The 13,217-nt window shown below is 43.4% G+C and carries 13 protein-coding genes; 8 read left to right on the forward strand and 5 right to left on the reverse strand.

The genetic code is table 11. The features are described from left to right. The first annotated feature begins 72 nt into the window (after nt 1-72). The gene (locus tag MHI01_RS26565; protein WP_340984504.1) at nt 73-1,020 is read left to right on the forward strand and encodes an alpha/beta hydrolase; all 948 of its coding nucleotides are present in this window, start codon (nt 73-75) and stop codon (nt 1,018-1,020) included. Nucleotides 1,021-1,089: 69 nt separating this feature from the next. Here the strand turns inward: MHI01_RS26565 and MHI01_RS26570 are convergent, their stop codons facing one another. Continuing rightward, nucleotides 1,090-1,968, reverse strand: a complete 879-nt coding sequence (locus tag MHI01_RS26570) for a PhzF family phenazine biosynthesis protein (protein ID WP_340984505.1) — start codon at nt 1,966-1,968, stop codon at nt 1,090-1,092. Between the two features lie 195 nt (nt 1,969-2,163). On the opposite strand from MHI01_RS26570, the gene MHI01_RS26575 reads away from it, so the two are divergent. Beyond that, nucleotides 2,164-3,090: an NADP-dependent oxidoreductase gene (locus tag MHI01_RS26575; RefSeq protein ID WP_340984506.1), complete on the forward strand. Its 927-nt coding sequence runs from the start codon at nt 2,164-2,166 to the stop codon at nt 3,088-3,090. Here MHI01_RS26575 and MHI01_RS26580 read toward each other — a convergent pair. Further along, entirely contained in the window at nt 3,074-3,709 is a 636-nt protein-coding gene (locus tag MHI01_RS26580) for a type 1 glutamine amidotransferase family protein (protein ID WP_036668712.1), read from the reverse strand. The two genes, MHI01_RS26575 and MHI01_RS26580, sit on opposite strands and share 17 nt — an antisense overlap. A gap of 200 nt (nt 3,710-3,909) precedes the next feature. On the opposite strand from MHI01_RS26580, the gene MHI01_RS26585 reads away from it, so the two are divergent. From MHI01_RS26585 to MHI01_RS26595, 3 genes are all read left to right on the forward strand, one after another. Further along, nucleotides 3,910-4,647: a cyclase family protein gene (locus MHI01_RS26585; RefSeq protein WP_340984507.1), complete on the forward strand. Its 738-nt coding sequence runs from the start codon at nt 3,910-3,912 to the stop codon at nt 4,645-4,647. Between the two features lie 375 nt (nt 4,648-5,022). Then, nucleotides 5,023-5,760 (forward strand): UMP kinase, encoded by a 738-nt coding sequence (gene pyrH, locus MHI01_RS26590; protein ID WP_340984508.1) that lies wholly within the window; start codon nt 5,023-5,025, stop codon nt 5,758-5,760. Nucleotides 5,761-6,296: 536 nt separating this feature from the next. Continuing rightward, complete coding sequence (locus tag MHI01_RS26595) at nt 6,297-7,169, forward strand: AraC family transcriptional regulator (RefSeq protein ID WP_084650057.1); 873 nt, start codon at nt 6,297-6,299, stop codon at nt 7,167-7,169. A gap of 262 nt (nt 7,170-7,431) precedes the next feature. Here the strand turns inward: MHI01_RS26595 and MHI01_RS26600 are convergent, their stop codons facing one another. Further along, a complete protein-coding gene (locus MHI01_RS26600; protein WP_340984509.1) occupies nt 7,432-7,932 on the reverse strand; it encodes an AAA family ATPase in 501 nt (166 codons plus the stop codon). Nucleotides 7,933-8,163: 231 nt separating this feature from the next. Continuing rightward, the gene (locus MHI01_RS26605) at nt 8,164-8,364 is read right to left on the reverse strand and encodes a hypothetical protein (protein ID WP_026080945.1); all 201 of its coding nucleotides are present in this window, start codon (nt 8,362-8,364) and stop codon (nt 8,164-8,166) included. 210 nt (nt 8,365-8,574) lie between these two features. Between MHI01_RS26605 and MHI01_RS26610 the strand changes: the two genes are divergently transcribed. The 3 genes from MHI01_RS26610 (at nt 8,575) to MHI01_RS26620 (ending at nt 11,285) form a co-directional block, all read left to right on the forward strand. Next, entirely contained in the window at nt 8,575-9,027 is a 453-nt protein-coding gene (locus MHI01_RS26610; protein WP_340984510.1) for a hypothetical protein, read from the forward strand. Between the two features lie 547 nt (nt 9,028-9,574). After that, entirely contained in the window at nt 9,575-10,582 is a 1,008-nt protein-coding gene (locus MHI01_RS26615) for an ROK family protein (RefSeq protein WP_036668702.1), read from the forward strand. A 61-nt stretch (nt 10,583-10,643) separates the two neighbouring features. Further along, nucleotides 10,644-11,285, forward strand: a complete 642-nt coding sequence (locus MHI01_RS26620) for a sugar O-acetyltransferase (protein WP_340984512.1) — start codon at nt 10,644-10,646, stop codon at nt 11,283-11,285. Nucleotides 11,286-11,346: 61 nt separating this feature from the next. Here MHI01_RS26620 and MHI01_RS26625 read toward each other — a convergent pair whose 3' ends face one another. Next, nucleotides 11,347-13,167 carry an ABC transporter substrate-binding protein gene (locus MHI01_RS26625; RefSeq protein ID WP_340984513.1) on the reverse strand — a complete coding sequence of 607 codons (1,821 nt, stop codon included), beginning with the start codon at nt 13,165-13,167 and terminating at the stop codon, nt 11,347-11,349. Nucleotides 13,168-13,217: the final 50 nt, after the last annotated feature.

The following is a 13,217-nucleotide window of genomic DNA, read 5'->3' on the forward strand; positions in this document are numbered from 1 at the left end:
TAGACGTATTCTTAACGAAAAGTCGTACACTGTACGGCTTTTTTTGTATACGAGAAGAGGAGAATGTAACGTATGAAAAAAAGTTTGCCTTCATATCAGACAACACATCCCTATTGGAAACAGTATCAGGGCTTTTTCCCGGAAGAAGTGAGGTTAGGGGAGCATACAGCTCCTGAGGAAGAATGGTGGGAGTCAAATGGGGTTCATCTGCATATCGATCGCTTGCCTGCGCCGGAGTCTTCAATCAAAATTCTGTTCATTCATGGTGCGGGAGGCAATGGCAGGTTGCTCGCTCCGTATGCCCGCATGTTGCAGCGACATGGATACGAGGTGGTATCGCCAGATCTTCCGCCATATGGGTTAAGTTACGCAATGTCTGGTACACGTATTAACTACGAACTATGGATAGAGTTGCTTGTGTCACTCATCGAACGGGAATACAAGAATGATGGCAAGCCAATCGTTGTATTGGGAAGTAGCATCGGAGGTATGCTTGCCTATCACACCAGTGCACGCAGCAAGCGTGTTAAGGGTTTGATCGCAACTACATTTGTAGACACGAGTAATCAGGAAATGCGAGATCAGCTTGCACCGAATCGTCTGGTAAGCCGGGCGGGAAAACGGATGATGGATCTGTTCCCTGGTCTGCTGAATCATGTACGTATTTCGGTCAAACAGGTATCCCGAATGCAACTGATTACTAATAACCAGGACTTAACCGGGCTTATTATGAATGATCCACAAGCGGCAGCTACACGTATTCCGTTGGAATTATTAAGAACATTCCTTAATAAAAAACCGGAGGTAAGCCCGGAACAGTTCAGCCAGTGTCCGGTCCTGTTGGTTCACCCTGAACTGGACCCCATGACACCGATCAGGTTCAGCCAATCTTTTTTTGATCGTCTGGTGGTGGACAAGGAATGTGTGATCTTGGAAGGGGCAGGTCATTTTCCTATAGAGCAGCCAGGGCTGAACCAGTTGGAGGTAGCGGTACTACGATTTTTACAACAAATTCAATGATGAACACAGGCTACTACACTGCTTCGCATAAGATAGTTTACATATCCTAAGTACGTAAAACACCTCCCACTAAGGGAGGTGTATTTGAATGTTTTTGATATGAATTGCACTACCGCCAACCTGAATCTGTGTGATTTCATTAGAGCTGTCCAGTGTTAATCTGGATCGGATCTCAGAGGGGCGGTTCATGGTATACCCTTGTCTGATCGTGTACGTGTGAAGATGAGGATCTGTAAGCTGGTTGTATTGGGATAAATAACAGAGCATGGCACCATTGGATGTGCCTGTCGCGCTCTCTTCCGGTATATCATAAAGCGGTGCAAAATTACGGCATTCTGCCAGAACGTCCTCAGCATCTGATTCGAGTGTAAACACATGATAACCTATGGCATGATGAGCCTTGCATATTTCAGTGATACGCTGGAAGTCAGGGTCGATTTTGGTCAGAACATTAACATCTCTAACAGCTATCAGGATATCGGGTAGCCCGGTAGATACGATCTGTACAGGTAGTTCGGCGTTCAAATCCTCCATAGAAATACGTAACGAATCGGCAATCTGCTGTCGATCCACGATCTCCCCAAACTCCGGCAACGTCTGAGACAGATAGACTTCTCCATTGACTTCGATATCAACTTTAAGAATTCCGGCCAGTGTCTCCAGTGTATATGTACCAACATTAACGAGATGTTGTGTCTTCATTAGATAAAATAAAGCAATTGTGGCATGTCCACATAGATCGACTTCATCACTTGGGGTGAAATAACGTACTTTGAAATCAGCCTGATCCGACGGCATGACAAACGCAGTCTCTGAAAAACCGACTTGTCTGGCAATCTCCTGCATCTGGGTTTCAGACAAATGCGCTGCTTGTAAAACAACACCTGCGGGGTTTCCGCCATGAGCCTTGTCCGAAAATGCATGTAATGTACTTACTTCCACTTCCATCGTGTTACCTCGCTTGTTAAGTTATTGGGTTAAGATTTAACGTAATCGATAATCGATATTATATCACGATTGTTGAACGGGCTTGTGAATCCCAGATTGCTGTGAATTTTGAATGAATAGGTCAAGTGACGGCAGGGAAAGGGTAATGAAGGGAGAGAGCATAACGATAATCCATTGGAAAGGCTGGGATCTCTAATGAAAGCAATTGTGATTGAGGAATTTGGTGGAGCGGAACAATTGAAGGAAAAGGAAGTAGCCAAGCCAGTATGTGGAGTGAATCAGGTGTTAATTCGAACACATGCCACGTCGGTGAACCCGGTGGACTTCAAAATCAGACAAGGTGATATGAAAGAAGCAGCGGAGAATTTTCCGTTGATTCTGGGCGGCGATGTTGCGGGTATTGTGGCTGAAGCAGGTTCAAATGTCACGCGGTTTAGAGAAGGTGATCGGGTATTTGCGCGTCCGCGTCAATTCGGAACTTATGCAGAATATGTTGCTGTTGATGCAGACATTATTGCCCGTATACCGGAGAGCTTGAGTTTCGAGGAAGCGGCAGCGATCCCCCTGGCAGCGATGACGGCTTGGCAAGCCCTTGTGGATCATGGACGTTTAGGCAAAGGGCAGAAGGTACTCATTCATGCTGGTGCAGGTGGTGTGGGAACGTATGCCATTCAGATTGCCAAGTCCCTCGGCGCTGAAGTGGCTTCCACGGCAAGTGAATCAAACGAAGCGTTGCTTCGCTCGTTGGGTGTGGATCATTTTATCAACTATAAAAAAGAAGATTTCTCGGAGATTCTCTCCGGTTATGATGTTGTGCTGGACACCATGGGCGGTGATATTCAGCGCAATAGCTTCAAGGTGTTAAAGTCTGGCGGGCATCTGGTATCCTTGGTGGAAAAACCGGATGAGAAGCTTGCCAAGGAAGCCGGAGTAACGGCCAACGTCTTCATGATGGAGCCCAAAGGGGATCAACTGGATCAGCTGGCTGAACTGGCTGCGGAAGGCAAGCTCAAATCGATTATTGATGGAACGTACCCGCTAACTCAACAGGGAGTAAGGGAAGCACATGAGAAGAGTGAAACCCATCATACCCGCGGGAAACTGGTTATTCAGGTGCAATAGAATTCATTAACTCGTAGAAGTATTTGGACTCATGAGTCTGATATAGATTGTACCAGGCCTGTAAGGTTTCTGGTGTATAGACATTCAACAGCTTCAACACATGCATTGTAAATTCTAACGGAGCTATTCCAGATGCAGTAACTAGATTTCCATCGGTTACTGCAGGCTCCGTTACATAATAGGTTTCTCCAGTATAATCTGGGCATATCATCTTCAGGTATTCTAAATCATTGCTTGTATGCTGTCTGGAATCCAGTATTCCTATTTTTGCAAGTGCAACTGTAGCACCGCAAATCGCCGCAATAACCGTACCCTCTTCTATAGAGGCAGCAACTTTTTTCAATAGGGGATCATGGATGGTGTCCATCCAGGTGTTTCCTCCTGGAAGAATGATGAGGTCGTCACCTTTCAATGTACATTCATCAATAGAAATATGAGGAAGGATGTTCAATCCGCCCATGGTAGTTACCGGATGTTTATCCACGCCTACGGTTACGACCTGTAAAGGCTGGATCTCTTTCCTGAAATACCTTCCCGAGTTCAATTCAGCAGTTAGATATCCTACCTCCCAATCTGCCATCGTATCAAATACATATAGATATACGTTCTTCGTTTGCATCATACATGCTCCTTTTGTTTTCATGATTGAATGGATTACTCTTGTATTATAAATTAACTTCACTGACATCTACGGTCAGTGAAGTTTTTAAATTTGAAAATTAACAGCCCTAAGAACCAATATAGGGACTGCTCCCCAATTGTAGTGGAATAAGATATAATAGGAGAAATTTATTCCATTTTGTGCATGAGGTGATTAGGATGTCCAACGAACTCATTCAAGCCATTCAATTGTTAAAAGAAAAGAAATGGGTGGATCTGACCCATACGTTTGGTCCAGGCTCTCCACATTTTTCAGCTTTTGAGGCAGCACAATTCGATACACTGTTTGATCACGATCAAGGTTTCTTTGCCCAGAGCTTCAAGTTCCCGGGTCAATACGGGACACATCTTGATGCGCCGATCCACTTCGTTCGGGATACCCGGTATCTGGATGAACTAGGTTTGAAGGAGCTTGTATTGCCACTTGTGGTCATTGACCAGTCCGCCGAAGTAGAGAACAATCCGGACTTTACACTGGATGTGGAGCATATTCTTGAATTTGAAAGACAGCATGGCGTGATTGAAGCTGGAAGCTTTGTAGCCTTACGTACCGATTGGAGCAAACGCTGGCCTAACCATGAAACATTTGATAACAAGGATGCGGAGGGCAACAGTCATGCACCCGGCTGGTCGGTTAGTGCGCTCATGTTTTTATTTGAGGAAAGAAAAGTGCAAGCCATTGGGCATGAAACCTTTGATACGGATTCAGCGGTGGATTATCAGAAGAATGGGGCACTTCTGGCAGAATATTATGTACTTGCCCAGGATACATACCAGGTCGAGCTGTTAACAAACCTGGATCAGGTGCCGGCTAAAGGCGCGGTAATCTTCAACATTGTACCCAAAGCGGAGAGAGCTTCTGGTTTTCCAGTCCGGTCCTTTGCCATTCTGCCGTAATACGGGGTAGATCAAAAGCTGAAATAGTTAAATCAGGTACAGAACTCAGAATGATACTCAAGTAGAAAGCCGGCTAAATAGTCGGCTGTTTTTCAGCTAAGGGGCAGGATAGTGGCAAGGTAGCTCTTTGATACGGCTCATCGTAAATCATTCTATAACTTATTGAAATTGCCTGCAGATTTAATATTGACGGTAATTGCAATTTAGCCTCACGTAATGTAAAATTACTTAACGGAAAAACATGGAAGGGGTGGGGGTATGAGGTGGAAAAGTAAGACTTATATTCAGTCGACTTGTGTAATTTCATATTTCCATTCCTGTAGGACACTAAAGCATTTATTGCTTTAGTGTTTTTATTTTATGGGGGTGTATTAATTGTCAAGGTATAAAAGAGTTCTCGTTAAGCTAAGTGGCGGAGCAGTAGCCGGAAACTCTGAATTTGGTTTTGAACCGGAAAGATTGGACCAAATCGCTGATGAAATTATGTCAATAGTAAACTTAGGAGTTGAAGTATCATTAGTTATTGGTGGGGGTAATATTTTTCGAGGTAATATGGCGGAAAGCTGGGGGATAGAAAGGGCAGAAGCTGACAACATTGGAACACTTGCGACTGTAGTAAATAGTTTAATGCTTCGTGGAGTTCTTAAAGCCAAGACCAAAAAGGAAGTACGGGTAATGACCGCTATACCTATTACTTCAGTTGCAGAACCATACATCCGTCTAAGAGCAGTTCACCATCTAGAGAAAGGCTATATTGTAATTTTTGCAGGAGGGAACGGTCAACCTTACGTTACAACAGACTATCCTTCAGTACAAAGAGCCATTGAGGTTAATTGTGACGCCTTATTAGTTGCAAAGCAAGGTGTTGATGGTGTTCTTAATGCAGACCCTAAATTTGATAAAAATGCAAAGAAATTTCGTTCGCTTCATTACAACGACGTTTTAGAACGCAACTTAAAGGTAATGGACCAATCAGCTTTCATTTTGGCAAGAGACTACAATTTGCCAATGCATGTGTTTAACTTCGATAAACCAGGTTCGATGAAAGAAATCTGTGAGGGTAAGAATAATGGTACGATAATTAGTGGCGAATCAATTTTAGAGTTGGAATGAAGTATGTTAGAAATACTACTCTTCCTTGATTTAGCGGAACGATAGTTCCACAAAAGAGAAGTTCTATTCAAAATCCCACTCGGCCATGGAGTGGGATTTTGTTTATGTTGATATGTATATCTTGTGATCAAAAGATACTTTATGTTTTGATTCATTACGGTGATCCGTATCATAGGTAGAAGTACAGAACGTTACGCTAACGGGAAACGATAGCTCAATAAATCCAACAAAGCATCTGACCAACGTGATCGGCTGCTTTAGTTCAACTAACGGGCAGGATAGTTTAGGAATAGTCCAAGAATAGTTTGCCACCACAGTTGTTTTTCTTAAGCTATTGGGCAGAACTCTTTCAATATGTGTTAATATAAATCAAAATATGGGTTGTTAATCGGTCAGGAATGCTACATGCTGAAGCATTACATACAAAATTTCTCGTTTTGTACTTGAATTTCTAGACAAAATAGAGCATTTCTAAACAAGAAGGTGTTTAACGGTTCTTTTATACTGTAGGAGAAAGGAGATGAGAGATCCTGGAGATGCTTAAGCAGCTTAGTCAATCCATTGATTATGTGGAGCAACATCTGCACTTGCCGATTGAGATTGAGGACATTGCTAGGTCAGCAATGAGTTCAAAATATCATTTTCAGCGAATGTTTCATGCAGTAACCGGTGTTACCGTGACTCAGTACGTGAGGAATAGGCGGCTAACGCTTGCGGCGCAGGAGTTAGCGGGAACGGATTGTAAAGTCATTGATGTCGCGCTTAAGTACGGTTATGACAGTCCGGCGGCATTTACAAAAGCTTTTCGGCGGATGCATGGGGTAACACCTCTTGCGGCTAAGAAAATGAATGTGAAACTTAAAGCATTTCCTCGAATTTCCTTTCAAATTCAGATTAAAGGGGAAACCGAGATGAATTATCGAATCGTGGAGGAAATGGAATCAACAGTATTTGGTAAGAACGTTACTATCCATAAAGATGCCTATGAGGAGATACCCGTGTTTGTGGAGGTAATTTGGAGGAATGGTATTCATGATCAGATTAACGAGTTGGTAGGGAGACCAGCGGGATCATTGCTGTACGGTTATCATTTCGACTTTGACGAGGATGGGTCAAAGTGCTATTTGTTGGGAGCGGAACTGCCGGAAGGAAAACAGGTTCCAGATGAATTTACCGTCCTTAATGTTCCTAGTCAAACTTATGCGGTATTCGATAGTCGTGAGACGATTCCGAACGATGTAGAAATCGGATTGGGTATTCAAAATATCTGGAAACGCATCTACACAGAATGGTTCCCCTCGGTGAGTTTTGAACAAGTTGAAGGGCCATGTATAGAGAAGTATTACTGGGTTGATGACACGCACAAAGATTCAATCTGTGAGGTATGGATTCCGGTTAGTAAAAAGTAGAGACGGTTTCTTCCAGTTATTGGTCACCATTAGGTGGCCATTTTTTAATTAATACAATCAATGTCAAGTGTTTGAAGGACTTTGATGAACGATAAGAGTAAACTAATTATTATAATTAGCTCCAATATTTCTTTATTAAACTAACGGGAAACGTTAACTCAATAAAACTAAGAAAGCAGCCGATCATTGTGATTGGCTGCTTAGTTTGACAAGGTACTTAGATTGGTCGAACTGGGCGGTTTTGTACAGTGTGAGGAAGTGATCAGCTAGTGGAGTTGGCAATGAGCTCAAGCTCGGTTACAACTTCATCAAGCGGCTTCCTGATATCGATCTCAACAGTAGCTCCAGCACGTAAGAGAGGCTCAACACTAGCGACGTTTTGTATAATTTCTTCACGTTGATCGACGGTTTTTCCATAATCGTTCGTCTTACGGGAAGCTACACGTTCAAGGATTACTTCGAGGGGGGCACTTAACAACACTACTGCATCAAACAGCGGGTAAAACTTCCCCTGATTTGATACACAACCCGAAATGAATAAAGTACCTTCGCTATGTTCAGTGAGCAGCTCATCAATTCGATTCTCGTGCCATAACCACCCAGAACCATCCACATTCTCACTCCAACCATCATAATCGGTATCGATAATTCTATGCCCCCTATGAGCAAGTTCGCTTAGAACCGTTGATTTACCTGTACCCGACATCCCTGTCACCAGAATTATCACCTTCTTTTTTGATACTGAACCCGAAGTATTTGTCATATTTTCACTCCCTTTATAAGAAAGTCCTTTGGACTAGATTAACACATAAAGGCAATAAACTGGCAAGAGGCAAGTAAGCTTATCAGGAACCAAGTTCAGCTAGGATTTGACCTATTGGAAGCATAAATGTTTACTTTGGCAAACTTATGGGTTGAGTCACAACTAATGAATTCTAAATAATTCACTTATGTAAATAGCAAGGGAGGCGTATTCCGCCTCCTTTTTATGTTGTTACTTTTGATCCGAGTGAGGATCTTGATTAAATCTTTGAGAGATTTTTTTCTCTGTTTTCTTACGCCGTATCCAGCGCTTGAGTATGCCTTCTTCTTTGCGTTCTTGCAGTGTTTCCTTCAAACCTTGAATCATAAATTCCGATCTTCGTCTGTCATCCCGACTAATCTCGCGTAATTCCTTAATAAATTTGTCGTCCATATCTGCCTCTCGCTTATTCAGGATAATCCCATTATACCGAACGTACGTTCTTTTATCAAGTTTTTCCATTACGAATGATTTTCGAGACCAATATAGTGAAAAGAAGCACAGGAACAATACGCGGCATGTGTGAGAATGGTACTAGAGGGTTTGAGCATAATCCTCCATATATGAAGTTGAGAAACGAGAGAACGGAAGGAGCCATTCATGATGAAGCAACGTATAGGCAGATCGTGGTTACTCATGTTGATGCATGGAATGCTGGGGATTGGGGCGATCATTGGAGGCATCATTTTAATCATAGACCCATCCGGAAGTATGGTGAATTTGCCCGCATCTTTGTTAGAGAATTCTCCGTTTGCCAGTTTTTTGTTCCCGGGGATCATCCTATTGCTGGTTCTTGGCGTGATGCCTACAACGATTGCTATTTCGCTCATCCGCTACGTTCATTGGGGGATGGGTGAGAGAATGAATCTCTATCCTGACCGCTATTGGGCTTGGACTTTTTCGTTGTATACGGGGTTTGCTCTCATCATATGGATTATGGCGCAGGTGTACTGGATTCAGGATGTCTCTATCATTCACTTGGTCTATTTTGCATGGGGAGTGGGTATTCAAGTTGTGACCTTATTGCCCGGGGTACAGCGAATCTATTCAAAATAAACTGCTTGTATATTGAACAAACGGCTGCCGAAAGAATCGTTGAATGATTCTTTCGGCAGTTATTTTTTATAAGCATCGAGATAATACGTGTTGTTGTAGTCATGTTGTCCACATGTTCCTTGGACTGAAAAGGGCTCGGATAATTCTAAATCATATTGACAAAGAACCATTATTCTCGCATACTTACGTAATATACTTTATAAAGTCTGTTTATTAACTAGAGGAATAGTCACATGTGGTAAGTATCGCAAAATCATAATCCGCATGAAACAGGGAGGTAAGTATGGATGGTCTACGTTATTATGGCAGTTATAATTTGGGCAGGTACCTATGCAAGTATGGCCTTGTCAAATCAGCCGATGGAAGTGAAACCTGTGAAATCGATGGATGATTTGTTTGAGTGAACAAAGTAGCTCTGCCGATTTCGATCCATTGCCAGCACGATGGAACTCATGTGTTCGGGTAAGGCATTATGTTATGATATGGTGTGAATGACATCCATACCATTGCTTTGGCTCAATTGAACCAGAGTAGAAACGAGAGGGTTATGAAAAAAGCCAACGCTACAATGATGAAATACATCAATTTGAATAATGTGCGTGAAGTCATGCAGCAGATTGAGACGGCGACCAAACCGCAATTAGCTTTATTAACCAATCTTAGTGTTGTTACCATTAATGCGCTGATTCAGGAATTATGTGATGGCGGAGAGTTGTTTCAGGATAAAGTGGTTCCCTCTAACGGCGGTCGTCCTGCTCAGGCATATCGATATAATTATAACTTCAAGCTTGCTTTGGTTCTTTACATCAAAGAGATGAAAGGCCAGGAGTTGATTTCGGCGACGGTCATGAATCTGGAGAATAAGGTTGTGTTGAAGGAAGAGCGCATCTTGCCTGCTTTTGATAAACAGCATATGCTGCAACTTATCGCGCGTTTCATTAAGGAATATCCCTCCATTGATATGATCGGCATCGGTATTCCGGGGCAAGCCGTGGATGGGGACATCACGGTGAGCAGTCATGAAGAGCTTATCCATTCACATCTGATACGGGAGATCGAAAGCGAGTTTCAATTGAACGTTCTCGTGGAGAATGATGTTAATGCAGCGATTAGCGGATACTGTACACAGCATGCGGATATGAAGGAACAGAGTGTAGCAGGAATTTATTTTCCGAACCGATACCCGCCGGGTATGGGGATGATGTTGAATGGACAGATGATCCGTGGGAAAAACGGGATGTTTGGTGAGATCAAGTATCTTCCTTATTCACCTGATTGGCACCGTGACATGAGCAAAGATGATTTTGTAGTGAACGTATGTCACATCTTGCAAACGATTAATGCCGTCGTTGCCCCGCACCAGATTGTCATTTATCAGGAACGGGTGGAGAGAGAAGAGCTGGATTTGGCGTGGAAACAATACGGGAAGGATCACCCCATGCCGTCGTTGCCCGAGATTGTACATCAGGATTCGTTCCAACATGATTTTGATGCTGGGTTACGAGGAATGGTGCTTCAGGCGTTGAAGTCAGGCATTCTATCAGAAGCCTTATAACCCACAGTTCATGTCTGTGGCTTTTATTTTATAAGCTAACCCTTGTAGAGGAGGATTCATGATGCGTGAAGAAGAGAGAATCATGAAAGGCGTGTTGTTCAGTCCAAGTGATCCCGAATTAAAGATCATCAAAAGGCGGGCCCATAATCTCAGTCAGCGTTACAGTCAGACCTTTGAAGAACAGACTGAGGAAAGGGATCAGATATTACAACAGTTAATGGGGCAGATCGGTGAAGGTGGATTCATGCAAGGCCCCATCTTCTTTCATTATGGTGTGCATACCCGGATAGGCGAGCATTTCTTCGGTAATTACAATCTGACGATACAAGATGACGCACAAGTGACGATCGGGGACTATACCAGTTTTGGACCCAACGTTACGATTGTTACCCCCATTCACCCCATGATTGCCAGCGAGCGGAGACAGATGGTGGACCAGAACGGTGATGTGAAGTCGCTATGTTATGCCAAACCGGTCACGATTGGTAACGATGTATGGATCTCGGCAAACGTCACAGTGTGCGGGGGCGTAACGATTGGAGACGGCTGTGTGATTGGAGCAGGTAGCGTGGTGACTCGTGATATTCCACCGCATTCTTTTGCAGCAGGCGTACCGTGCAAAGTTATTCGCAAAATTACTGATGCGGACAGCATGCGAAATTATCCCGATGTTCTGGCAGATTGCCGTGTGCTGGAAGAATAAAAAAGGCTACTATCAGGATCAAACACATGATTCTGATAGTAGCCTTTTTGTTGGTATGCGTTTACTTGGAGGCGTTGTAGTTACTCAAGAATTCTTTTACTTTTGCAGGATCAGCTTTCAATTCATTCCCGGTCTGAACGAGCGGGCTTACTGTAGAGTATGCTTTGAGTTTGTTGTTCTTGTAGAAACTCAAAATCTCATCCTGATTAATGGAGTACAGCACGGCTTTTCTCAGGTCACTGCTCTTGGCAACTTCACGATTGGCCGTGTTAAACAACAGATAGGAGACAGCGTTACTTGGCAGACTTTGCAGTTTCAGTTTGCTGTCATTTTCGATGATGTCATACTTGGTTTCAGGTACACCGTAGTATAAGTGAATTTCACTGCTACGAAGAGCAGAGAGGGCGCTGTCTGCATCCGCGATGAATCGGACGTTAACCTGAGCAATTTTCGGCTCATCTTCCGTGCCTTTACGGTAAGCCGGATTTTTTAAGAATACACCTTCATAGTCATTTTTATAAGACAAAATATAAGGTCCGCTAGTATAAAGGGTGTTATTGTATGCTGCGCCTTCAGTCACGGTGTTCTGATCACCGTAAGGAATATCTTTGTTGACGTCAAAGGAATCTACATCATATGTGTTGATGCTCTCCACCTGTTTTTTGGACACGATACCCGCAGATTGGTGAGCTAGGTAGTTCAGAACTTGCGGGAAAGGTTCAGTTGTTGTCAGTTTAACGACCTGATATTTACCTGCGCTATTATCTGCTTTGGTTTTGTCCGTCACGAGTTCTGTAATTTTGCTGCCCAATCCTTGTTCCAATGCTTCGAGGATTGTGCCGTTACCGCTGGATTGTTTAATGGATTGTAATGCACTCAGATCCGTTACAACCTCAGCTTCTTTGATGTGTTCATGCAGACTGTACGTCCGGTGATCCGGAACGGAATCTTTATTTTTAGCACGATCCAGGGAGAAGATCACATCATCTGCACCGACACGTTCTCCTGTATCTACAGCTTTTTTGTTATCAATCTTTGCAAAGTTGATATCGTCTCTGAGAATGAAGTAGTAGTCCGAATTACCTTCAGCAATACTGAAGTTATGGGACAGTGATCCATCTGCTGTCAGCTGATCGTCATCTGTCAAGTTAACGAGACGTACATACATATTGGTGTTCAACTGGTTGATGGAGCCGTCGTTTCCTTTGATTGGATCAAGGGAAGTCAGTACGGATGCACTTTGCGTCAGAATCAACGGATCTTTGGCATTTTTGGAGCTGTCCTTGAACTCAATCGGTTCCCAAGCCATGGCGCGGGATTTGGAGAGACGAACGGTGTCGACATTCAGAATGTCTTGGTTCACAGCCTGACTTTTCAGGGAAATGTACAAAGGAGCGATATACGCCTGATCCGTTACCAAGCGATCTTCCAATTGTTTGTACGTGTCTTTGTACTCATCTGGAGTTTGAGTAGCTGCCTGATCGATGAGCTTATCAAGTTCCCCATCGGCAAGGATACTGTAATCTCCACCTGTTTTGAAAAGGGAACGCACCGCATAATCGGGATTTCCCGTTACCGTTGTCCAGCTGGACAAGGCAATGTCATAATTCCCTGCATCCTGCTGGGATTTGAAGCTGCCGTAATCCGGCTGCAGGTTCAACTTCACATTGAAGCCGTTTTTAGTCAGCTGGTCGCGCACAATGTTTACATCATTTTCGGAAGAACTCATGGCGAGCAGTTCAATGTCAGCCGGTTTTTGTGCAGTTTCAGTTGTGTCCGCTGGTGCGGTCTCCGCCTGGGATTCAGTTTTCGTTTTTACACTGCAGCCGGAAATCACAATGACGAGAATTAATAGTAATGAGATCAGTGTACGTTTTTTCATGGGATTACCCTCCATATCTTGAATGTGTGATGTGTGATTTCTTTTTTTTC

Origin of the sequence: Paenibacillus sp. FSL M7-0656, assembly GCF_038003225.1 — a bacterium.
Taxonomy (GTDB): Bacteria; Bacillota; Bacilli; order Paenibacillales; family Paenibacillaceae; genus Paenibacillus; species Paenibacillus amylolyticus.